Here is a 22,831-nt window from a genome sequence, read left to right on the forward strand (position 1 = left end):
CCGCCGCCGCGCCCAAGCCGGGCTATCGTAGCCGGGTGCCCGCCGACCCACCCTCCCCGTCCGCTGCGCCGATTCCTGTCGTCGCCGGCGTCATCCGCGACCCGCACGGGCGCGTGCTGCTGACCCAGCGCACGCGCGGGCGCGACCTTGCCGGGCTGTGGGAGTTCCCCGGCGGCAAGGTGGAGCCGGGCGAGCCCGCCGCGACCGCGCTGGCGCGCGAGCTGCATGAGGAGCTGGGCCTGCGCGTCGAGGTCGGCGAGTTGCTGATTTCGGTGCCGCAGCGCATGGCGCACAAGCGCATCGTGCTGCAGGTGCACCAGATCGCGCGCTGGCAGGGCGTGCCGCGCGGGCTGGACGGCCAGGCGCTGGCGTGGAGCCCGCTCGAGCAGCTGCGCGACTGGCCGATGCCGCCGGCCGACCTCCCGGTCTGCGCCGCGCTGCAGGCACCGGCGCGCCTCCTGGTCACGCCGACACCGACCGACGATGACGAAGCGTGGCTGGCGACGCTCGCGCGCGCGCTCGAGGCCGGCATCCGCCGCGTGCAACTGCGCGCACCGGGGCTCGAGCCGGCGCGCTGGCAGCGCCTTGCCGCGGCAGCGGTGGCGCTGTGCCGGGCGCATGCGGCCGAGGTGCTGCTGAACGGCGATGCGGCACTCGCGGTGCAGCTCGGCTGCGGCCTGCACCTGCCCTCATCGCAGCTGCTGGCCCGCCGTGAGCGGCCTGCGCTGGCCGCGGGACAAGCGCTCTCGGCGTCCTGCCATGATCTTGCGCAATTGCGGCAGGCCGCCGCCATCGGCTGCGATTTCGCCGTGGTCGGCACGCTCAAGCCGAGCGCCAGCCATCCGGGGCGACCCGGCATCGGCTGGCCGGGCTTCGTCCGCCTGCGCGAGGAAAGTGCGCTGCCGCTGTATGCCATCGGCGGCCTGGGCGAAGGCGACATCGCCGAGGCACGCCGGCACGGCGCGCAGGGCATCGCCGCGATCCGCGCGCTGTGGCCGGCGGCGGTGCCGGCCGGCGGCGACGCCACGGCCTGAGCGCCGGCAACCCCGCTTCAGGCGCGCCGGCGCCGGGCCTTCATTGCGCGCTGTCGCGCAGCGGCCTCAGCCGATGCGGCCGTGGCAGTGCTTGTACTTCTTGCCCGAACCGCAGGGGCACGGCTCGTTGCGCCCGACCTTGGGCAACGCGGCCTGGCCATCGGCGAAGTCGGTGGCGCCGAGCACGTCGGCGGCCTCCTCGTCGGCACCGTAGCCGCCCATGCCCGGATGCTGGAACTGCATGCGCTGCGCGGCCAGTTCGGCCAGACGGCGCTCCTCGGCCTCGATCGCGTCGATCTCCTCCTGGCTGCGGATGCGCACCCGCGCGAGCATGGTGACCACTTCGCGCTTGACCGTTTCCAGCATTTCCGAGAACAGCTCGAACGCTTCGCGCTTGTACTCCTGCTTGGGCTGTTTCTGCGCATAGCCACGCAGGTGGATGCCCTGACGCAGGTAATCCATGCGCGCCAAGTGCTCCTTCCAGTTCTGGTCGAGCACGTTCAGCATGAAGTGCTTTTCCAGCATGCGCATGGTCTCGTCGCCGACCTGCTGCTCCTTGTCGGCGAACAGCTTGTCCATCGCCTGCTCGACTTCGCTGGCGACATCGTCGGCGTCCAGCTCGCTGCGCTCCTGGTGCATCCGGGTCAGCGGCAGGGCGAGGCCGAACTGGCTTTCCAGTTCCGCTTCAAGGCCCGGCAGGTCCCATTGCTCGTCGATCGATTCGGCCGGCACGAAGCGCTGCACCACGTCGCTGACCACGTCGGCACGGATGCCGTCGATGTTGTCCTTGACGCTTTCGGCCTCGAGCAGTTCGTCGCGCTGCGAGTAGATCACCTTGCGCTGGTCGTTGTTGACGTCGTCGAAGTCCAGCAGGTTCTTGCGGATGTCGAAGTTGTGCGCTTCCACCTTGCGCTGCGCATTGGCGATCTGCTTGGTGACCAGCGGCGACTCGATGATGTCGTCTTCCTTCAGCCCCATGCGCTCCATCATCCGCTGCACCCAGTCGGCGGCGAAGATGCGCATCAGATTGTCTTCCAGCGACAGGTAGAAGCGGCTGGAGCCGGGGTCGCCCTGGCGCCCGGAGCGGCCGCGCAGCTGGTTGTCGATGCGCCGGCTTTCGTGGCGCTCGGTGCCGATGATGTGCAGGCCGCCGGCCTGCTTGACCGCCTCGTGGCGCTCGCGCCATTGCGCGGTGAGCTGCTCGCGGGTGGCGGCGTCCACCTCGCTGCCGGATTCAGCCTCCAGCTGCGCCAGCTCCGCTTCCAGCGAGCCGCCGAGCACGATGTCGGTGCCGCGGCCGGCCATGTTGGTGGCGATGGTGACCGCGCCGGGGCGCCCGGCCTGGGCGACGATGGTCGCCTCGCGCTCGTGCTGCTTGGCGTTCAGCACTTCGTGCGCGATGCCGTCCTTCTTCAGATAGTCGGACAGCAGCTCGGAGACTTCGATCGAGGTGGTGCCGACCAGTACCGGCTGGCCGCGCTCGTGGCATTCCTTGATTTCGCGCGCCACCGCGCGGAACTTGCCGGCACGGTTGAGGAACACCAGGTCGGGGTGGTCCTTGCGGATCATCGGCCGGTGGGTCGGGATCACCACCACTTCCAGCCCGTAGATGCTCTGGAACTCGAACGCCTCGGTATCGGCGGTACCGGTCATGCCGGCGAGCTTGCCGTACATGCGGAACAGGTTCTGGAAGGTGATGCTGGCCAGCGTCTGGTTCTCGCGCTGCACCGACACGCCCTCCTTGGCCTCGACCGCCTGGTGCAGGCCGTCCGACCAGCGACGCCCGGGCAGGGTGCGGCCGGTGAATTCGTCGACGATCACCACCTCGCCATCGCGCACGATGTAATCGACGTCGCGCTGGTAGATGGCATGCGCGCGCAGCGCGGCATTGAGGTGATGCACCACGTGGATGTTCTGCGCGGCGTACAGCATGTCCTCCTCGCCCTGCAGCACGCCGGCCTCGCGCAGCAGCTGCTCGGCGCGTTCCATGCCGCCTTCGGACAGGTGCACCTGCTTCTGCTTCTCGTCGACCCAGAAATCACCCTCGCCTTTCTCGTCGGCCTGGCGCGTCAGGCCCGGCACGATGCGGTCGACCTGGAGGTAGAGGTCCGGGCTGTCGTCGGTCGGGCCGGAGATGATCAGCGGGGTGCGCGCCTCGTCGATCAGGATCGAGTCCACCTCGTCGACGATGGCGAAGTTGAGGCCGCGCTGGAAGCGGTCCTCGCGCGAGAGCGCCATGTTGTCGCGCAGGTAGTCGAAGCCGAACTCGTTGTTGGTGCCGTAGGTGATGTCCGCGGCATAGGCTTCGTGCTTGTCGCCATGCGGCATGCCCGGATACACCACACCCACGCTCAGGCCGAGCCAGTTGTACAGCTTGCCCATCTGCGCGGCGTCGCGGCGCGCCAGGTAATCGTTGACGGTGACCACGTGCACGCCCTTGCCGGAAAGCGCGTTGAGGTACACCGGCAACGTGGCGACCAGGGTCTTGCCCTCGCCGGTGCGCATCTCGGCGATCTTGCCCATGTGCAGCACCATGCCGCCGACCAGCTGCACGTCATAGGGACGCATGCCCAGCGCGCGCACGCTGGCCTCGCGGCATACCGCGAAGGCTTCAGGCAGCAGCTTGTCCAGCGATTCGCCCTCGGCGTGGCGGCGCTTGAACTCTTCGGTCTTGGCTTTCAGCGCATCGTCATCGAGCGCCTGCATCCCCGCTTCCAATGCATTGATCTTGTCGACGATGCGGTCGAGCTGGCGAAGGAGGCGGTCATTGCGACTGCCGAACACGCGGGTAAGCAGGTTGTTGAGCATGCGTCAGGCCGGTTGGGCGCCGCGCGGTGCGCGTGCGCTGGAAACATGAAGGGGCGCCGCAGCGCCCCGGGCAACTCTCAATTGTAGTGGAGGCGGTCCGGGACCGCTTCAAGGGCGGCGCCCGGCATGCGCGTCGCGGCTTCAGCCGTGGGTCGGCCGGCGCTTGCCGTCGAGGAACCTGGCCGGGTTCACGTAGCGCCCGTTCTGCCACACTTCCAGATGCACGTGCACCCCGGTGGAACGCCCGGTGGAGCCGGCCTTGGCGATTTCGTTGCCGGCACGGACCAGATCGCCGACCTGGCGGGTCAGGCGCGAATTGTGCGCGTAGCGGGTGACGTAGCCGTTGCCGTGGTCGATCTCGATGGTGTGGCCGTAGCCGGCGCGGTTGCCGGCGAAGGTGACCACGCCATCGGCCACCGCCAGCACCGGGTCGCCGTGACTGGCCTTGTAGTCGATGCCCTTGTGGAACTGCCCACCGCCGCCGAACGGATCGGCGCGCATGCCGAAGGAGGAGGTGACGTAGCTGCCGGCCACCGGCGTGCCCGAGGGCAGCGCGGCGCGCTCGCGCTCGCGGTTGAACAGCAGCGATTCCAGTGCCGAGAGCTGGCTGCCGGCACTGCGCAGCTCGGTGTCGAGGCCACGGATGCCACCGGCCAGCTCGCCCGGCGCGATGTCGCGGCTCGCGCCGCCGCCGCCGATGCCGACCGGCTGGCCGAAGTCGAATTCGTTTTCCGGCAGTTCCGCGACCTGGATCAGGCGCTGGCCGAGGGCGTTCAGGCGCGTGGTTTCGGCCTGCAGCTCGGCCAGTCGCGCGGCCATGGCATTGAGTTCGCGCTGCGCCGCATCGCGCTCGGCGGCGACGGCCTCGTGCGCGCCGGCGCTGCCGATGCCCACCGCCTGGGTGGCCAGGGTGCCGGCGCAGATGCCGGCCACCAGCAGGCCGCAGGTGGCGAGCCATGGCTGGCGGCGGATGAACGTGCGTGCACGGCGCGCGGCAGCCACTGCATGGGCCTGGCCCAGGCGCAACGCGTTGCGCGTATGCTGATGAAACTGTTGGAGATTGGCTTGCATGTCTGAATCGGGTTCCTCGTCTTCCCGCGGCACGCCCCGGCTTGCGCTGGACACGTTGCTGCAGGAGCCGGTGGGTGATGTCCTGCGTCGCGCCTTGTGGCTTGACGCCGTGGACCGGCAATTGCGATCGCGGCTTGCGCCGCCCCTGGCGCGACATGTCCGCCTGGTGGACCTGGCGCAAAAACGCCTGTCGCTGCGTGCGCAATCCCCGGCCTGGGCGCATCGTGCGCGCCTGGAAGGCGATCAGATCCTGCACGCCGCCCGTTCCATCGGGCTGGAGGTCGAACGGGTCGAAGTGCGCCTGGCCACGGCCGGCGCGCCCCCACCCCGACGGACGTCAGCGGAAAAGCCGCCTTCGGCCGCCTCGCGCGCCGCCATGGAAGAGGCCTTGCGCGTGCTCGATGGAAAATGAACAGGCGGCCTTCACGCCGCCTGCACATTCATCGCGGGGCGCAGCATAAACCCGCAAGCGATTGAAATTGTTAATCAATCGCTTCACGAAACCGAATGGGGGTTTATCGCAGCGCCGGAAACGCCGTGCGCGCAGAAGGCGCTCAGGCCGGCAGCGCGCCGCTTGCCGGGGCGAACATCTCCACCCCGCCACTGCGTACCGGGGCATCCTCGAAACACGTTTCCTGCCACGCCTCGGGCTGTGCCAGCAAGGCGCGCACCAGGGTGTTGTTCAAGGCATGGCCGGACTTGAAGCCCTCGTAGGCGCCGATGATCGGGCCACCGGCCAGGTACAGGTCACCGACCGCGTCGAGGATCTTGTGGCGCACGAATTCGTCGGCATAGCGCAGGCCGTCCTCGTTCAGCACGCGGAACTCGTCGAGCACGATGGCATTGTCCATCGAGCCACCGAGGCCGAGATTGCGCTCGCGCATGAACTCCAGATCGCGCATGAAACCGAAGGTGCGTGCGCGGCTGATTTCCTCGATGTAGCGCGCGGTGGAAAACTCCAGCCGGGCACTGGAGCGCGCGGCGGGGATCGCCGGATGGTCGAACTCGACGGTGAAATCGAGGCGGAAACCCTCATGCGGGCTGAAGCGCGCCCATTTGTCGCCGTCGCGCACCTCGATCGGGCGCAGGATGCGGATGAAGCGCTTGGCGGCGTCCTGCTCCTCGATCCCCGCCGACTGCAGCAGGAACACGAACGGGCCGGCGGAGCCGTCCATGATCGGCACTTCGGCCGCGGACAGTTCGACCCAGGCATTGTCGATGCCGAGGCCGGCGAGCGCCGAAAGCAGATGCTCGACCGTCTGCACCTTGGCTTCGCCGCAGGACAGGCCGGTGCACAGCGTGGTTTCGCTGACCAGGTCGCCGCGCGCGGGAATCTCGACCACCGGATCAAGGTCGGTGCGGCGGAACACGATGCCGGTATCGACCGGCGCCGGGCGCAAGGTCATGAACACCTTTTCGCCGCTGTGCAAGCCAACGCCGGTGGCGCGGATCGGGTTTTTCAGGGTGCGTTGGCGGGTCATGTCGGGGGAATGGGCACTCGGGCCGATGGTTCAGGTTATCACCGGACGACCTGAACAGGCGCCGAAGAAAGGCGTCGGGCACGCGGCCCGACGCAAGGGACATGGCGGGGACGGGCGCACGCACCCGTCCCGCGTGCCCGCCGATGGCGGGCGACGCGGTGACACGGCGGAGATCAGTCCGCCTGGCGACGCAGGAACGCCGGGATGTCGAGGTAGTCGGCGCCACCGAAGTCGGCCGCGCCCGAGGCCGTGGCCGTCTTGGCGTTGCCCTGCGCTTCGGATGCCGCCGATTCGCGGGTGCGCGCAGGCGCCGCCGCGGGCGCGACGCTGGCACTGCCGCGGCGCAGGCCGCCGGCGATGCCCATGGCCGGGTTGTAGCCGTTGCCCGGGGTCACCTCGTCGATCGGCAGGCCGGTGGTGCCATCGCGCTTGACGCTGGTCGCGCTGTGCACCACTTCCATCTGCGGGCGCGGCTTGCGCACCGGCTCGAAATCGAAATCCGGGCGCTGCGGCAAGCGCTGCGCGTTGCGGTTGAGGCCGGTGGCGACCACGGTCACCTTGATCTCGTCCTGCATCTCCGGTTCGATCGCGGTGCCGATGACCACGGTGGCGTCCTCGGAGGCGAACTCGCTGATGACCTGGCCGATCTCGCTGAACTCGGCCATGGTGATGTCCGAGCCGGAGGTGATGTTGACCAGGATGCCGTTGGCACCGTGCAGGTTGATGTCGTCCAGCAGCGGGTTCTGGATCGCCGCCTCGGCCGCGGCCTGCGCGCGGTCATCGCCACGCGCCACGCCGGTGCCCATCATCGCCAGGCCCATCTCGTTCATCACCGTGCGCACGTCGGCGAAGTCGACGTTGATCACGCCCGGGCGCACGATCAGGTCGGCGATGCCCTGCACCGCGCCCTGCAGCACTTCGTTGGCGGCACGGAAGGCCTGCACCATGGTCGCGTTGCGGCCGAGCACGGTGATCAGCTTCTCGTTGGGGATGGTGATCAGCGAATCGACGTGCTGCGACAGCTCCTCGATGCCCTTCATCGCCACCTGCATGCGGCGACGGCCCTCGAACGGGAACGGCTTGGTGACCACGGCCACGGTCAGGATGCCCATCTCCTTGGCCAGCTGCGCCACCACCGGCGCTGCGCCGGTGCCGGTGCCGCCGCCCATGCCGGCGGTGATGAACACCATGTCCGCACCCTGCAGCGCGTCCATGATCCGCTCACGGTCCTCCAGCGCGGCCTGGCGGCCGACTTCGGGGTTGGCGCCGGCGCCCAGGCCCTTGGTGACGTTGGTGCCAAGCTGCAGCTGCAGCTTGGCGCCGCAGTTCTTGATCGCCTGGGCGTCGGTATTGGCGGTGATGAACTCCACTCCGTCCACCTGGCTCATCACCATGTGCGCGACCGCGTTGCCGCCGCCGCCGCCCACGCCGACCACCTTGATGACCGCATTGGGCGTGATTTTTTCCATCAGTTCGAAAGTTGCCATGTCCATGTCCTCGTTGTGGTGCCGGCTGCCTTCCCGGGGCGGGGGCTCGGACCCCGCGGCCGGGTGATGCCGGCTTGTTGGTTTGCTTGTTGACGCTGTTGCCTGTGCCTGTTTTCCGCTTCCTCGTCCTGCCTGCCGCTCCTTCATTCCACCCTTGCCTGCCTGCACGCCGGGCCCTCCCGACGCGCTAGAACTGCCCGTCGTACCACTCCTTGAATTTCTTCAGCAGCCCGGCGGCGCGACCGCCGGGGAGCAACGGCCGCGGCCGTGGCTGCTCCATGCGACTGCCCATCAACAGCAGGCCGACGCCGGTGGCATGCACCGGGTTGCCCACCACTTCGGCCAGCCCGGCCACGTGCTGCGGGATGCCGATACGCACCGGCATGTGCAGCATCTCCTCGGCCAGCTCGACCACGCCTTCCATCTTCGAACCGCCACCGGTCAGCACCATGCCGGCGCGCACCAGTTCCTCGAAGCCGGAACGGCGCAACTCGGCCTGCACCATTTCGAAAATTTCCTCGTAACGTCCCTGTACCGCCTGCGCCAGCGCCTGGCGCGGCAGGCGCCGCGGCGGCCGGTCGCCCACGCTGGGCACCTGGATCGACTCTTCGGCGGTGGCCATCTGTGCCAGCGCGCAGGCATAGCGCACCTTGATCTGCTCCGCTTCCGGGGTCGGCGTGCGCAGCATGTGCGCGATGTCGTTGGTGACGTGATCGCCGGCGATCGGCAGCGAGGCGGTATGCGCGATCGCACCCTGCACGAACACCGCGAGATCAGTGGTGCCGGCGCCGATGTCGACCAGCACCACGCCCAGCTCGCGCTCATCATCGGTCAGCACCGCCTCGCTGGAGGCGAGCGCCGAGAGGATCAGATCGTCCACCGACAGCCCGCAGCGCTCCACGCATTTGGTGATGTTGGTCGCCGCCGACTGCGCGCAGGTGACCAGGTGGGCGTGCACCTCCAGCCGGATGCCGCTCATGCCGACCGGGTTGCGGATGCCTTCCTGCGAGCTGTCGAGCACGTATTCGCGGGCGATCGCATGCAGGATGCGCTGATCGGAGGGGATCGCCACCGCCTTGGCCGCCTCCAGTGCGCGATCCATGTCGGCATGGGTGACCTCGCCATCGCGCAGCGGCTCCATGCCCTGCGAATTGCGGCATTGCACGTGGTTGCCGGAGATCGAGGCGTACACGCTGCGGATCTCGCAGCCGGCCATCAACTCGGCTTCCTCCACCGCGCGCTGGATCGATTGCACGGTGGAATCGATGTCCACCACCACGCCGCGGCGCAGGCCGCGCGATTCATGGCTGCCGACGCCGATCACCTCGACCGGCATGCCCGGCGAATGTTCGCCGACCAGTGCGGTCACCTTGGAGGTGCCGATGTCGAGGCCGACGATCAGGAGTTTGTCGCCTTTGCGATTCATCTGGAAACACCGGAACTCAGGGAGGAGGAAGGGGGCGCCGCGCCCCACAGCAACGCGAAGCCGTTGGCGTAACGCAGGTCGGCGCGCTGCAGCTGCTGCCCGGTCGGCGCGATCAGCTGCGGCAGCAGGCGGGCGAAGCGGCGGATGCGCGCCTCGGGTTGCTGGCGGCCCACCACCACTTCGGCACCATCGGCCAGGCCCAGTTGCCAGCTGCCGCGCGCGTCCTGGCGCAGCTCGCGCACCTCGATGCCGAGCGGCGCGAACAACTCGCGCGAGCGGTTGTACAGCGCCAGCACTTCGCCCACGCGCTGCGGGTCGCCGCCGAGTTGCGGCAAGCCGGCCGGCAGCGCCTCGCCCATCGCGGTGCGCGGATACAGCCGCCCGTGCACCGACAGCAACTGGTCTTCGTCCCACAACGCCAGCGGGCGGTGTTCGACGATCGCGACTTCGAGCACGTCGGGCCACTTCTTGCTGACCTCGGCCGACTCCACCCACGGCATCGCCGCCACCGCGGCCTGCGCGCGCGCCAGCTCGACCGCGAAAAAGCCCTTGGCCGCGTACGGCGCCAGCACCTGGCGCAGGGCGGCATCGTCCACGTGATCAAGCTCGCCGCTGACGCGCAGGGTGCGCAGCGGGAAACGCTCGGCACCGATCCAGCCATTGACCACCGCCACCACCGGCAGCGCGATCACCGCCAGCACCAGGACGATGCCGAGCAGGCGGCCGAGCGCGCTCATCGGCCACCTCCCGTGCGCCGCTGCGGCGCGAGCAGCAAATGGCAGGCCACGCGCATCACAGCGTCTGCTCCAGGATGCGCCAGCACAGCTCGTCGAACTCGACGCCGAGGTGGCGCGCCGCCTTGGGCACCAGCGAATGGCTGGTCATGCCCGGTGCGGTGTTGATTTCCATCAGCATGAAGCGGCCATCGGCATGCCGCATCAGGTCGACCCGGCCCCAGCCGGTGCAGCCGGCGGCGACGAAGGCGGCATGCGCGAGGCGGCGGATGGCGGCTTCGTCCGCGCCCTCCAACCCCGGACAGATGTATTGCGTCTCGTCCGACACGTACTTGGCGTGGTAGTCGTACCACTCGCCCGGCGGCACGATCTTGACCGAGGGCAGAGCCAGCTCGCCGACCACGCCGACGGTGTATTCGCCGCCGGTCAGCATCTGTTCGACCAGCAGCTCGCCCGGATAGTCGGCAGCAAACGCCAGTGCATCGCCCAGTTCGGCTTCGCTGGTGACGCGGAACACGCCCACGCTGGAACCTTCCGCCGAAGGCTTGACGAACACCGGCAGGCCGACCTCGCGCACCGCGGCGGCAAGATCGCCGCCCGCTGCCACGCGCACGAAGTGCGCGGTCGGCAGGCCGGCGGCGATCCACACCTGCTTGGTGCGGATCTTGTCCATGGTCAGCGCGCTGGCCAGCACGCCGGGGCCGGTGAACGGCACGCCGAGCGCGGTCAGCAGGCCCTGCACCACGCCGTTCTCGCCGGCGCCGCCGTGCATGATGTTGAACACGCGATCGATGCGGCCCGCATCTATTTCGCGCAGCAGGGCGGTGACGCCGTCCACCGCATGCGCATCGACGCCGCGCTGGCGCAGTGCTTCCAGCACGTTGCGGCCGGAATCGAGCGAGACTTCGCGCTCGCTGCTGTCGCCACCCATCAGCACCGCCACCTGGCCGAAGCGCGCCGGGTCGTGCACCGCCAGCGGCGGGAAGGCAAGATGCTGCATCGACTCATTCATGGCTGTCCTCCTCGCGCGCGCGCAGGCCGTCACTGGCGAGGCGCTGCGCCGCCGCGCCGATGTCGCCGGCGCCCATCAACAGCAGCAGGTCGCCATCGCGCAGCAGGTCGGGCAGCACCGCGTCCAGTTCATCCTGGTGATTGACCAGCACCGGATCGATGCGGCCGCGGGTACGGATCGCGCGCGCCAGTGCGCGCGCATCGGCGCCGGCGATCGGCTCCTCGCCGGCGGGATAGACCTCGGTCAGCAGCAGTGAATCGACCTCGGACAGCACCGCGGCGAAATCATCGAACTGGTCACGGGTACGGCTGTAGCGGTGCGGCTGGAACGCCACCACCAGGCGGCGCTCGGGCCAGCCACCGCGCGCGGCCTCGAACACCGCAGCCAGCTCGCGCGGGTGGTGACCGTAGTCGTCCACCAGCGCCACCGAACCGCCACCGGGCAGGTCGAGATCGGCGAGATGGTTGAAGCGCCGGCCAATGCCCTTGAACTTGTCCAGCGCACTGGCGATCGCCTCCGGGGCGACGCCGAGCTGCCAGCCGACCGCGGCCGCGGCCAGCGCGTTCTGCACGTTGTGCCGTCCGGGCAGCGCCAGCCGCACCGCGGTGCACGAGCCATCCGGCAGGCACAAGTCGAAATGCATCGCCGCACCCGCCTGGCGCACGTTCTCGGCACGCACCTCGGCCGCTTCGTCGAAGCCATAGGTCAGCACGTGGCGTTGCACGCGCTCGGCCAGTTGCGCCACCTCCGGGTCGTCCACGCCCAGCACCGCCAGCCCGTAGAACGGCAGGCGATGCAGGAATTCGGCGAACGCGGCCTGCACCCGGGCGAAGTCGCCCTGGTAATTCTCCAGATGATCGGCATCGATGTTGGTGATCACCGCGATCAACGGGTTCAGGCGCAGGAAGCTGCCATCGCTCTCGTCGGCCTCGGCCACCAGCCACGGGCTGCCGCCGAGCTTGGCATTGGCACCTGCCGCCAGCAATTGGCCGCCGATGACGAAGGTCGGATCCTTGCCGCCTTCATGCAACACGCTGGCGGTCAGCGAGGTGGTGGTGGTCTTGCCATGGGTGCCGGCGATGGCGATGCCACGACGGAAGCGCATCAGCTCGGCCAGCATCTCCGCGCGCGGCACCACCGGGATGCGCTGCGCACGCGCCTCCATCAGTTCGGCGTTGTCGGCGCTGATCGCCGAGGACACCACCACGCAGTCGGCACCGAGCACGTTGGCCGCGGCATGCTGGCGGTCGATGCGCGCGCCCATCGCCGCCAGGCGCCGGGTGGCGGCATTGTCGGCGCGATCCGAGCCGGAGACTTCGTAGCCCAGCGTGCACAGCACCTCGGCGATGCCGCTCATGCCCACGCCGCCGATGCCGACGAAGTGCACGCGGCGGAACTTGCGCGCCAGGTCGCCCGGATCCTGCAGGCGGCGTTCGAACACGGTCTTGATCATGCCGCCACCTCCATCACCGCATCGGCCACGCGGGCCGCGGCATCGGGTCGCGCCAGGCCACGCGCGGCACGGCCCATCTGCGCCAGGCGAGCGCGGTCGGATGCCAGCTCGACCAGTTGCTCGGCAAGCCGCGCCGCCATCCCCTCGCCCTGCGGCAGCAGCATCGCGGCGTCGTGTTCGACCAGGTATTCGGCATTGCGCGTCTGGTGATCGTCCACCGCCTGCGGGAAGGGCACCAGGATCGAGGGCACGCCCGCGGCGCAGACCTCGGCCAGGGTCAACGCACCGGCGCGGCAGACCACGATGTCGGCCCAGCGCCAGGCCGCGGCCATGTCCTGGATGAAGGCTTCCGGCACCACGCCGAGCCCGGCCGAGGCATACGCCTCGCGCGCTTCATCCAGCATCTTCTCGCCGCACTGGTGGCGCACGCTGAAGGTTTCCCGCGGCAGGCGTGCCAGCGCCCTGGGCAGTGCCTGATTGAGTGCGCGTGCGCCCTGACTGCCGCCGATCACCAGCAGGTGCAGCGGCACATGGCTGGGCGACTCGCGTTCGGGCAAGTCGGCGATCTCGCTGCGCACCGGATTGCCCACCACCTGCTCGCGCGCAAACGTGTCGGGGAAGCCGGTCATCACCGTATCGGCCAGCCGCGAGAGCACGCGATTGGTCAGCCCGGGGGCGCGATTTTGCTCATGCACCAGCAACGGAATCCCGGCCAGTCGCGCGGCCAGCCCGCCGGGGCCGGCGGCATAGCCACCGAAACTGACCACTGCACGCGGGCGGTGCAGGCGCAGCAGACGCAGGGCCGCGCCGACCGCACCGACCAGTGAAAACGGCAGTGCCATCAGGCGCGCGACGCCCTTGCCGCGCGCGCCACTGACCCGCAACGTGTCGATGGCGATGTCATGCCGCGGCACCAGTCGCGTTTCCATGCCGCCCTCGGCGCCGATCCAGCGCACCGGCACGCCGCGCTGGCGCAGCACATCGGCCACGGCAAGGCCGGGGAAGATGTGGCCACCGGTACCACCGGCCAGGATCATCACCGGTGCCTGCTGCGGGTCATGGCGTGCGTTCATCGTCCGGCCACGCCTCCCAGTGAAGGTTCGATGCGCTGCCTGGCGATGCGGCGCGGCGCACGCTCGAACAGCCGCGCCAGAGCCGCGCGCATGCCACCGACGGCCTGTACCTCGGCCTCGGGTCGCAGACCCTCGCCGCGACCGTTGCCGGCATGCGCCGGCGCCTGGCCGACATCGAGCACCGAGACCGGGGCCGCAGCCTGGGTCGCCGCCAGCGTTTCGCGACGCAGCGCCACTTGCCGCCGCGCACGTTCCAGTTCCCAGGACACGCGCAGCAACAGACCCAGTGCCACGCAGGTGACCAGCACCGAGGAGCCGCCGGAGGAAATCAACGGCAGGGTCAGGCCCTTGGTCGGCAACAGGCCGAGGTTGACGCCGATCGAGACGAAGGCCTGCATCGCCAGCCACAGGCCGATGCCGAAGGCGAGGTAACCGGCGAAGTGGCGGCGCATGTCCACGCACTGCAGGCCGATCCACAGCGCCCTCCCCACCAGCCCGGCATACAGCGCAACCACCAGGCACACGCCGACGAAACCCAGTTCCTCGCCGATCACCGCCATGATGAAGTCGGTATGCGCCTCGGGCAGATAGGAAAGTTTCTGCACCGAGCCGCCGAGGCCGACCCCGGAAAACTCGCCGCGGCCCATCGCCATCAGCGCATTGGTCAGCTGGTAGCCGGCGCCGAACGGGTCGGCCCACGGGTTGCTGAACGACACCAGCCGTTCGACGCGATAAGGCTCCATCAGGATCACCCAGGCCAGCGCGGGCGTGGCCAGCGCCGCCGGCAGCAGCATTTTCGGCATGTTGATGCCGCCGAGTACCAGCATCCCGGCGGTGATGCCGAGCACCAGCGCCGCGGTGCCGAAGTCGCGGTGGATGGCGAGCAGCAGCACGCAGAACACCGCCGCCACGCCGAACACCTTGCCCAGCGCCTTCCAGCCGCCCTTGACCTCGTCGGCGAAGCGCGCGAGGTAGCTGGCCAGCCAGACCACGGTGATCAGCTTGACCGCTTCGGCCGGCTGGAAGCCGATGAAGCCGAGATCGATCCAGCGTCGCGCGCCCTTCACCGTGTGCCCGAGTCCGGGCACCAGCACCAGCAGCAGCAGCAGCACACCGGCCAGCGGCAGCCAGCGCGCGTGCTGCTCGATGCGGCGCACGTCGCCGCGACGCATCACCATCCAGGCCAGCATGCCGCCGATGACGAGAAACATCAGGTGGCGAGAGAGGTAATAGGTGGTGGCCAGGCCATGGCTTTCGGCCACCGCCAGCGAGGCCGAAGCCACCATCACCGCGCCCAGCGCGGCCAGCGCCAGGGTGAGGAACAGCAACCAGCGGTCGAAACGCCCGGTGATCGCTTCCACGCGGGTGGCCTGGCGGTCGCTGCGAAACAGGCAGGTGGTGGGGGAAAGTCGATCGTCCATCAGCGCACCTTCAACGTGGCCAAACCGATCAGCACCAGGACCACGGAAATGATCCAGAAGCGCACGATCACCCGCGGCTCGGGCCAGCCCTTGAGTTCGAAGTGGTGGTGGATCGGCGCCATGCGGAAGACCCGCTTGCCGGTCAGCTTGAAGCTGGCCACCTGGATCATCACCGAGAGGGTTTCGATGACGAACACACCGCCCATGATCACCAGCACCAGTTCCTGACGCACGATCACCGCCAGCGTGCCAAGCACCGCGCCCAGCGCCAGTGCACCGATGTCGCCCATGAACACCATCGCCGGATAGGTGTTGAACCACAGGAAACCCAGGCCCGCGCCGGCGATCGCGGTGCAGATGATGGCGAGTTCGCCGGCGCCGGGCACCGACGGGATCTGCAGGTACTTGGAGAACTCGGCATGGCCCGAGGCATAGGCGAACACGCCCAGCCCGCAGGCCACCATCACCGTGGGCATGATCGCGAGGCCGTCCAGTCCATCGGTCAGATTGACCGCATTGGAGAAGCCGACGATCCACAGGTAGGCGATGGCGACGAAGCTGATCCCCGCCAGCGGCAGCGCGACCGATTTGAACAGCGGCAGGTAGAAGGTGGTCGCCGCCGGCACGTCGGCATAGGCATACAGATAGATGCCGGCGGCAAGGCCGAGCAGCGACTGCAACGCGTACTTGGTGCGCGAGCGCATGCCGTTGGGGTCGCGCTTGACGATCTTGATCCAGTCATCGGCCCAGCCGATGGCACCGAAACCAACCATCACCACCAGTACCACCCATACGTACTTGTTGCGCAGATCGCCCCACAGCAGCACTGCGGCGAGGATGGTGATCAGGATCAGGGCCCCGCCCATGGTCGGGGTGCCGGCCTTGGACAGATGCGACTGCGGGCCGTCGCTGCGGATCGGCTGGCCGCCGGCCTTGAGCGAAGCGAGGTAGCGGATCACCGCCGGCCCCCACCACAGCGACAGCGCCAATGCGGTCAGCGCGGAAAGAATGGCGCGGAAGGTGAGATATTCGAACAGGCCGAAGTGGCCCTGCAGCTGTTCCAGCCAGCGCGCAAGTTCAAGCAGCATCGTCCTGCCCTCCATTCTGCGGCAGTGCGGCCACCACCCGTTCCATCTCGGCGCCGCGCGAGCCCTTGACCAGCACCCGTACCCCGGCGGCCAGATCCTTGCGCAGCGCCGCGGCAAGCGCGTCATGGCTGTCGAACACCGCGCCGCCTTCGCCGAAGGCCTGCGCGGCATGGCCAGCCATCGCGCCCAGCGCATACAGACGCGTGATGCCGGCGGCGCGCGCGCGACGCCCGACCTCGGCATGCAGCTCGGCCGCGTCGGCACCCAGTTCGCGCATCTCGCCCAGCACCAGCCACGCCTCGCCACCGCCCGCGGCAAGGGTGTCGATGGCGGCATGCAGCGAGCCGGGGTTGGCGTTGTAGCTGTCGTCGATCAGTTCCGCGCCGCCGGCGAGCCGGCGCACCACGCCGCGCCCCGCCACCGGGCGCGTCGCCTCGAGGCCGGCCCGAATGGTGTCGATGTCGATCCCTGCGGCGAGCGCCATCGACGCCGCGGCCAGCGCATTGGCGACCTGATGCCGGCCTTCCAACGCCAGCGTGATGCTGGCATCGCCGGCCGGCGTCAGCAGGCGGAAGCGCGAGCCATCACGACCGCAGCTCACCTCGCGCGCGACCACGTCCGCGCTGGCCTCGAGGCCGAAGCGCAGGATGCGGCGGCCATGCGCGCGCTCGGCAAAGTACGGCGCGAACGCATCATCGGCATTGATCACCGCCACGCCATCGGCCGGCAGCGCGTCATAGATCGCGGCCTTGGTGTCGGCCACGCCCAGCAGGTTGCCCATGCGCTCCAGATGCGCCGGGGCGATGTTGTTGACCAATGCGATGTGCGGGCGCACCACGCTGGTGAGGTAGCGGATGTCGCCGGGCTTGCCTGCGCCCATCTCGTACACCGCGAAGCGTGCGTCCTCGGGCGCGTCGATCACCGCCAGCGGCAGGCCGATCTCGTTGTTGAAGTTGCCCGGATTGGCATGGCCGCCACCCGCCGCCTGCAGGATCGCGGCGAGCAGGGTCTTGACGCTGGTCTTGCCGTTGCTGCCGGTGATCGCGAACACCCGCGTCTGGCGCTGCTGCTGCAGGCCGCGCGCCAGTGCACCGAGTGCCTGCTCGGTATCGGCGACGCGGATCTGCGCGATGTCGGCCGCATCCTCGCGCGCGACCAGCGCGGCCACCGCACCGCGTGCGGCGGCCTCGGCCAGATGCGCATGGCCATCGAAGTTCTCGCCCTTGAGCGCGACGAACAGCATCGCGCGACCCTGGGCATCGGGCAGCGCGCGGGTATCGGTGGACACCGCTTCGACCCGCGCGTCCGCATCGCCCTGCAGCAGGCGCCCGCCGGCCAGTCGCGCCACCTCGGCGAGAGACAGCGGCTTCATGCGTGCACCCCTAGGCAGGCGCGTGCCACCGCCATGTCGTCGAAGTCGTGGCGCACGCCAGCGACCTCCTGGTAGGTTTCATGGCCCTTGCCGGCGATCAGCACGATGTCGTCCGGGCCGGCCGCACCGACCGCCTCGGCGATCGCCTGCTGCCGGTCGCGCAGCACGCGCACGCGGCTGCGATCATCGAAGCCGGCGAGGATGTCGGCAACGATGACATCGCCATCCTCGCCACGCGGGTTGTCATCGGTGACGATCACCGCCTCGGACAGTCGCTCGGCGATCGCCGCCATCTGCGGGCGCTTGCCGCGGTCACGCTCGCCCCCGCAGCCGAACACGCAGGTCAGTTCGCCCTTGAGGTGCGCGCGCAGCGATTGCAGCGCCTGTTCCAATGCATCGGGTTTGTGCGAGTAATCCACCACCACCAGCGGCAGGCGGCCATCGCCGCCGAGGCGATTCATGCGCCCCGGCACCGGGCCCAGCACTTCGAGCGCACCAACGATCTCGCCGAAGCCACGCCCCAGCGCCAGCAACACGCCGGCGGTGCTGAGCAGGTTGTCGATGTTGAAGCGGCCAAGCAGCGGCGAGCGCACGCGCCGGCTTCGATCGCCCAGGCGCAGGTCGAAGGCGATGCCGCCGGCATCCAGTTCGATACCATCGGCGGCGACGTCCGCCGCCTTGTCGCCACTGGCGGAAATGCCGATGCCGCGCACGCCCAGCGGCAAGCCGGCCAGCAGTTGCGCGCCGAAGGCGTCATCGCGGTTGATCACCGCCGCGGCCAGCCCCGGGCGGTCGAACAGCCTGGCCTTGGCCGCGCCGTAATTGGCCATGTCGCCGTGGTAGTCGAGATGGTCGCGGGTGAGATTGGTGAACACCGCGACGTCGTAATGCACGCCATCGACGCGGCCCTGATCGAGCGCGTGCGAGCTGACTTCCATGCTCACTGCCTCGGCGCCCGCTTCGCGCAGGCCGGCCAGCAGCGCATGCATCGGCAGCACCAGCGGGGTGGTGAAGCCGGTCGCGACCTCGGCGCCGAACAGGCCCGCGCCGAGCGTGCCGATGGTGCCGCAGCGTGTGCCCAGGTGTTCCAGCGCCTGCGCGATCATCTGCACGGTGGAGGTCTTGCCGCTGGTGCCGGTGACGCCGACCATCTTCATCGCGCGCGAGGGCGCGCCGTGGAACTGGTCGCCCATCTGCCCCAGCCGCGCACGCAGCTGCGGCACCGCGATCGCATCCGCCGGTGGCGGCAAGTCATCGGGCGCCGGCGGCTGGTACAGCACCGCCACCGCCCCATTGGCGCGCGCCTGCTCGACGAAGCCGAGCCCATGCGCGCCGAAACCGGCGATGGCGATGAAGGCATCGCCCGGCTGCACCTGGCGGCTGTCCATCACCAGACCGGAGACTTCCAGCCCGGCGGGCACACCGGCCACGTCCGGCAGCAGCTCGGCCAGCGGCATGCGGCGGCTCATGGCCGTACCTCCAGAGGTTCGGGCAACGGCTCGGGCAATGCGCCCGCGCGCGGGCGCGGGGCGGCCGGTGCGGGCGTGGCCGCCTGCGCGATCAGCTGCGGCTGCGCCTTGGCCTGCGCGGCGATCCAGCTTTCGATGTCGTCCGGCGGCACGTCCATCAGGCGCAGCGCGCCTTCCATCACGTTGCGGAACACCGGCGCCGACACCAGCCCGCCGTAATAGCCCTTGGCCGGATCCGGGTCATCCACCGCTACCACCATCGCGTAGCGCGGGTGCTCCACCGGCACCAGGCCGGCGAAATAGGCGACGTAGCGACGCGAATACCCGCCGCCGCTGGCCTTGCGCGCGGTGCCGGTCTTGCCGGCGATGTGATAGCCGAGGATCGCCGCCTGGGTCGCGGTGCCGCCGGGCTCGGTCACCGTCTGCATCATGCGCACCACGTCACGCGCGATGCCCGCATCCAGCACCTGGCGGCGCTCGCCCTGATGCCCCTTGATGAAGGTCGGTTGCACCGCGACGCCATCATTGGCCAGCGTCGCGTAGGCATGCACGATCTGCATCGGCGTGGCATTGAAGGCGTAGCCGTAGGACATCGTCTGCTTGTGCGTGCCGCTCCAGCTGGAGGGCACCGGCAGCAGGCCGGCGGCTTCGCCGGGGAAACCCACGCCGGTGCGGCTGCCATAGCCGAACTTGCGCAGGAAGTCGTACAGCTGCTGGTTGCTCAGCTTGTGCGCGATCAGCGATACGCCCACGTTGGAGCTTTTCTGGATCACGCCGGTGGTGCTGAGCACGCCGTAATTGCGCGTGTCGGTGGTGCGGTAGCGGCCATTGGCGATCCAGCCCGGATTGGTGTTGAAGCTGGAATCGGCCCGGATGACGCCGGCCTCCAGGCCTGCGGCGACGGTCAGCGGCTTGATCGTGGAACCGGGCTCGAGCAGGTCGGTGAGCGCGCGGTTGCGATGCGCCTCGCGGTTGCCGCGGCCGACGTTGTTCGGGTTGAACGAGGGCAGGTTGGCCATCGCCAGCACTTCGCCGTTGCGCACGTCCAGCACCACCGCCGAACCGCTGGCGGCGCCGCTTTGCTCGATCATCGCCTTGAGTTCGCGATAGGTGAGGTACTGGATGCGGCGGTCGATGCTGAGCGCCAGATCCTTGCCCGGCTCGGCCGCGCGCAGCAGGTCGACGTGTTCGACGATGCGCCCATGGTTGTCGCGGATCACCCGCTTCAGGCCCGGCTTGCCGCGCAGCCAGTCATCCAGCGCCAGCTCCACGCCTTCCTGGCCGTAATCGTCGATGTTGGTGAAGCCGAGCACGTGGGCAAAGGCTTCGCCCTGCGGATAGAAGCGGCGGAACTCGCGCTGGGTGTAGACGCCGGGGATGTGCAATGCCATCACCTGCGCGGCCAGCGCCGGATTCATCCGTCGCCGCACCCACAGGAACTCCTTGTCGGCCTTCTGCGATACACGCCGGCGCAACTCGTCCTCATTGAGCTCCAGCGCCTGCGCGAGGCGGCGGATGCCTTCGGGCGACTTGACCAGTTCCTGCGGGTTGGCCCACACCGATTCGACCGGGGTGGAAACCGCCAGCGGCTCGCCGTTGCGGTCGGTGATCATGCCGCGGATGGCGGCGATCTCCAGATCGCGCTGGATGCGCTGTGCGCCCTGATCCTGGTAGAACTCGTGGTTGATCAGCTGCACGTAGCTGGCGCGCGCGATCAGTGCCGCCGCGGCCAGCGACAGGCCGCCGCCGACCAGCAGCAGGCGTTTGCGCATGTCCAGGCCGCCGCGACCGACCGCTGCCGCGCGCGGACGTTCGCGACGCAGGTTGCCGCGGCGTGGGCGCAACGGGCGCTCGAACAGGCTCATGGCCGCACCACCACGATTTCATCGGCGCGCGGCATGACCATGCCCAGGCGCTCGCGCGCGGTACGGTCGATCAGCGTGCTCTCGGCCCAGGTCGCCTGCTCCAGCTGCAGGCGGCTGAACTCGACGTTCAATTCGTCGCGGGTCTTTTCCAGCCGGTCCAGCTCGACATACAGCTGGCGGTGCTGGTGGCGATCGAGCACCACGCCCACCGCACTGGCGATGCACAACGCGAGCAGCAGGCCGATGAACAGACGCCCGCTCATGCCGCCAACTCCAGCTTCTCGGCCACCCGCAGCACGGCGCTGCGTGCACGCGGGTTGGCCGCGCGCTCGGCCTCGTCGGCGCGCACCGCGCCACCGACCAGCTTCAGGCTCGGCTTGAACGTTTCAACCTGCGGCAGGCGACGATCCGCCGGCGGCGGCTTGGCATGCGCCGCCATGAAACGCTTGACGATGCGGTCTTCCAGCGAGTGGAAGCTGATCACCGCCAGGCGCCCGCGCGCGCGCAGCGCACGATGCGCGGCGGCCAGACCCTCCTGCAGATCGCCCAGTTCGCGATTGATGTGGATGCGGATCGCCTGGAAGCTGCGCGTGGCCGGATGGATGCCGTCGCGCGCACGCGGCACCACCTGCGCGATCAGCGCGGCCAGCTCGCTGGTACGGGTCAGCGGCGCGGCGCTGCGGCGCTCGACGATGGCACGCGCGATGCGCCGGCTCATGCGCTCCTCGCCCCAGCTCCACAGCACGTCGGCGATCTCGCTCTCGCTCGCCTCGGCCAGCCACTCGGCGGCACTGGGCGACTGGCGCTGATCCATGCGCATGTCCAGCGGACCGTCCTTGCCGAAGGAGAAACCGCGCTCGGCCTGGTCCAGTTGCGGCGAGGACACGCCAAGGTCGAACAGCACGCCGTCGAGTCCGGCCGCAACCGCGTCCCACTCGCCCAGCGTGGCGAAACTGGCCTGACGGATGGACACGCGCGGATCGGCCGCGAAGCGCGCTTCGGCCTCCTCGATCGCCTGGCGGTCCTTGTCCATCACCAGCAGCCTGCCCCGCTCCCCCAATCGCGCCAGAATTCCCGCGGCATGCCCTCCGCGGCCGAAGGTGCCATCCAGATAGGTGCCATCCGGACGCACTGCCAGTCCGTCCAGCGCCGGCTGCAACATCACCGGCACGTGGGCGGACGCATTGCCCGCCGCGATCACAGATCCAGGCCCAGCAGTTCGTCGCTGTCCATGTCCTCGTCGGACAGCGTCTGGCTGATCTGCGCGGCGTGCGCGCTTTCGCTCCACAGCTCGAACTTCTCGCCCATGCCCACCAGCACCGCGCGGCGCTCGATGCCGACGCTGGCACGGTGGCTGGCCGGCAGGCTGATGCGCGCATTGCCGTCCAGCTCCAGCAGCGCGGCGGCACCGACCAGCTTGAGTTGCAGCAGGCGGCTGTTCTTGCGCGCGCGCGGCAGCGCATTGACCTGCTCGCGCAGCTTCAGCCACACCGGCTCGGGGTACAGGTACAGCGAGCCGGTCTCGAACGGGTTGTAGGTCAGCACCAGGCGATTGCCACACTCCGCCGCCACCTGCGCGCGCAGGCTGGTCGGGATGGTCAGACGACCTTTGTCGTCGATGGTGATGGCAGTCTCACCCTGGAACATGGGGACTCGCGGTCAACGCTCTCGGCTGGGGAAGTAGGATGACATGAAATCCCACAAGATTCCCGCCTATCCCACTTCTTCCCACCTTAGGTTTCGCCCACAACCTTGTCAACAGCTTTCAAGGGATTTTTTTTCAGGCGCATCAAGGACTTGCGAATAACTTGAGAAATTGCTCAAAGGTTTATCCACAAGCCATTGTTCTGTCTCAAAAGCTGAGACAGACAGGCGAGGTTCAGGCGGTGAAGATGAATACGCTGCCGCATCGATGGGCGTCCATCGCTGCATGCAATTGCGTGGATCATGGCGTGAATCCGGCGGCCGAATACACCACCGGCGATCCGCCTCACCTGGCCCATTCGCTGCGTTGCGCGACACAAGGAGCCGCTCGCT

19 protein-coding genes are annotated in these 22,831 nt (G+C 69.1%); 2 read left to right on the plus strand and 17 right to left on the minus strand.

Annotation, left to right across the window (positions count from 1 at the left end; all coding sequences use genetic code 11):
- Window positions 1–35 precede the first annotated feature (35 nt).
- Window positions 36–1,034, plus strand: coding sequence for a Nudix family hydrolase (locus tag ACW11F_RS09470; RefSeq protein ID WP_456996654.1), 999 nt, complete (start codon window positions 36–38; stop codon window positions 1,032–1,034).
- A 66-nt stretch (window positions 1,035–1,100) separates the two neighbouring features.
- Here the strand turns inward: ACW11F_RS09470 and secA are convergent, their stop codons facing one another.
- Together secA and ACW11F_RS09480 are read right to left on the minus strand one after the other, a co-directional pair.
- Window positions 1,101–3,842, minus strand: a complete 2,742-nt coding sequence (secA, locus tag ACW11F_RS09475) for a preprotein translocase subunit SecA (protein WP_456996655.1) — start codon at window positions 3,840–3,842, stop codon at window positions 1,101–1,103.
- Window positions 3,843–3,983: 141 nt separating this feature from the next.
- Window positions 3,984–4,913 carry a M23 family metallopeptidase gene (locus tag ACW11F_RS09480; protein WP_456996656.1) on the minus strand — a complete coding sequence of 310 codons (930 nt, stop codon included), beginning with the start codon at window positions 4,911–4,913 and terminating at the stop codon, window positions 3,984–3,986.
- Between the two features lie 55 nt (window positions 4,914–4,968).
- On the opposite strand from ACW11F_RS09480, the gene ACW11F_RS09485 reads away from it, so the two are divergent.
- Window positions 4,969–5,325: a DciA family protein gene (locus ACW11F_RS09485; RefSeq protein WP_456996657.1), complete on the plus strand. Its 357-nt coding sequence runs from the start codon at window positions 4,969–4,971 to the stop codon at window positions 5,323–5,325.
- Window positions 5,326–5,467: 142 nt separating this feature from the next.
- Here the strand turns inward: ACW11F_RS09485 and lpxC are convergent, their stop codons facing one another.
- The 15 genes from lpxC to ACW11F_RS09560 all read right to left on the minus strand — a co-directional run bounded on the left by lpxC (window position 5,468) and on the right by ACW11F_RS09560 (window position 22,441).
- Window positions 5,468–6,394, minus strand: a complete 927-nt coding sequence (lpxC, locus tag ACW11F_RS09490; RefSeq protein WP_456996658.1) for a UDP-3-O-acyl-N-acetylglucosamine deacetylase — start codon at window positions 6,392–6,394, stop codon at window positions 5,468–5,470.
- A 173-nt stretch (window positions 6,395–6,567) separates the two neighbouring features.
- Entirely contained in the window at window positions 6,568–7,881 is a 1,314-nt protein-coding gene (gene ftsZ / locus ACW11F_RS09495) for a cell division protein FtsZ (protein ID WP_456996659.1), read from the minus strand.
- Window positions 7,882–8,068: 187 nt separating this feature from the next.
- A complete protein-coding gene (ftsA, locus tag ACW11F_RS09500; RefSeq protein ID WP_456996660.1) occupies window positions 8,069–9,307 on the minus strand; it encodes a cell division protein FtsA in 1,239 nt (412 codons plus the stop codon).
- Window positions 9,304–10,044: a cell division protein FtsQ/DivIB gene (locus ACW11F_RS09505; protein WP_456996661.1), complete on the minus strand. Its 741-nt coding sequence runs from the start codon at window positions 10,042–10,044 to the stop codon at window positions 9,304–9,306. The genes ftsA and ACW11F_RS09505 overlap by 4 nt, the downstream gene beginning before the upstream one ends.
- A gap of 55 nt (window positions 10,045–10,099) precedes the next feature.
- Window positions 10,100–11,041 (minus strand): D-alanine--D-alanine ligase, encoded by a 942-nt coding sequence (locus ACW11F_RS09510; RefSeq protein WP_456997087.1) that lies wholly within the window; start codon window positions 11,039–11,041, stop codon window positions 10,100–10,102.
- Window positions 11,042–11,045: 4 nt separating this feature from the next.
- Window positions 11,046–12,506, minus strand: a complete 1,461-nt coding sequence (murC, locus tag ACW11F_RS09515; protein ID WP_456996662.1) for a UDP-N-acetylmuramate--L-alanine ligase — start codon at window positions 12,504–12,506, stop codon at window positions 11,046–11,048.
- Entirely contained in the window at window positions 12,503–13,579 is a 1,077-nt protein-coding gene (gene murG / locus ACW11F_RS09520) for an undecaprenyldiphospho-muramoylpentapeptide beta-N-acetylglucosaminyltransferase (protein WP_456996663.1), read from the minus strand. Before murG ends, murC begins: the two co-directional genes overlap by 4 nt.
- Window positions 13,576–15,000: a putative lipid II flippase FtsW gene (gene ftsW / locus ACW11F_RS09525; RefSeq protein WP_456996664.1), complete on the minus strand. Its 1,425-nt coding sequence runs from the start codon at window positions 14,998–15,000 to the stop codon at window positions 13,576–13,578. Before ftsW ends, murG begins: the two co-directional genes overlap by 4 nt.
- Window positions 15,000–16,088, minus strand: coding sequence for a phospho-N-acetylmuramoyl-pentapeptide-transferase (gene mraY / locus ACW11F_RS09530; protein WP_456996665.1), 1,089 nt, complete (start codon window positions 16,086–16,088; stop codon window positions 15,000–15,002). The genes ftsW and mraY overlap by 1 nt, the downstream gene beginning before the upstream one ends.
- Complete coding sequence (locus tag ACW11F_RS09535) at window positions 16,078–17,460, minus strand: UDP-N-acetylmuramoyl-tripeptide--D-alanyl-D-alanine ligase (RefSeq protein WP_456996666.1); 1,383 nt, start codon at window positions 17,458–17,460, stop codon at window positions 16,078–16,080. Before ACW11F_RS09535 ends, mraY begins: the two co-directional genes overlap by 11 nt.
- Window positions 17,457–18,929, minus strand: coding sequence for a UDP-N-acetylmuramoyl-L-alanyl-D-glutamate--2,6-diaminopimelate ligase (locus tag ACW11F_RS09540; protein ID WP_456996667.1), 1,473 nt, complete (start codon window positions 18,927–18,929; stop codon window positions 17,457–17,459). The genes ACW11F_RS09535 and ACW11F_RS09540 overlap by 4 nt, the downstream gene beginning before the upstream one ends.
- The gene (locus ACW11F_RS09545) at window positions 18,926–20,701 is read right to left on the minus strand and encodes a peptidoglycan D,D-transpeptidase FtsI family protein (RefSeq protein ID WP_456997088.1); all 1,776 of its coding nucleotides are present in this window, start codon (window positions 20,699–20,701) and stop codon (window positions 18,926–18,928) included. The genes ACW11F_RS09540 and ACW11F_RS09545 overlap by 4 nt, the downstream gene beginning before the upstream one ends.
- A gap of 89 nt (window positions 20,702–20,790) precedes the next feature.
- A complete protein-coding gene (gene ftsL / locus ACW11F_RS09550; RefSeq protein WP_456996668.1) occupies window positions 20,791–21,057 on the minus strand; it encodes a cell division protein FtsL in 267 nt (88 codons plus the stop codon).
- Window positions 21,054–21,995 carry a 16S rRNA (cytosine(1402)-N(4))-methyltransferase RsmH gene (gene rsmH / locus ACW11F_RS09555; protein ID WP_456996669.1) on the minus strand — a complete coding sequence of 314 codons (942 nt, stop codon included), beginning with the start codon at window positions 21,993–21,995 and terminating at the stop codon, window positions 21,054–21,056. Before rsmH ends, ftsL begins: the two co-directional genes overlap by 4 nt.
- Complete coding sequence (locus tag ACW11F_RS09560; RefSeq protein WP_456996670.1) at window positions 21,992–22,441, minus strand: division/cell wall cluster transcriptional repressor MraZ; 450 nt, start codon at window positions 22,439–22,441, stop codon at window positions 21,992–21,994. The genes rsmH and ACW11F_RS09560 overlap by 4 nt, the downstream gene beginning before the upstream one ends.
- Window positions 22,442–22,831 lie beyond the last annotated feature (390 nt).

Source organism: Luteimonas sp. e5, assembly GCF_054031035.1.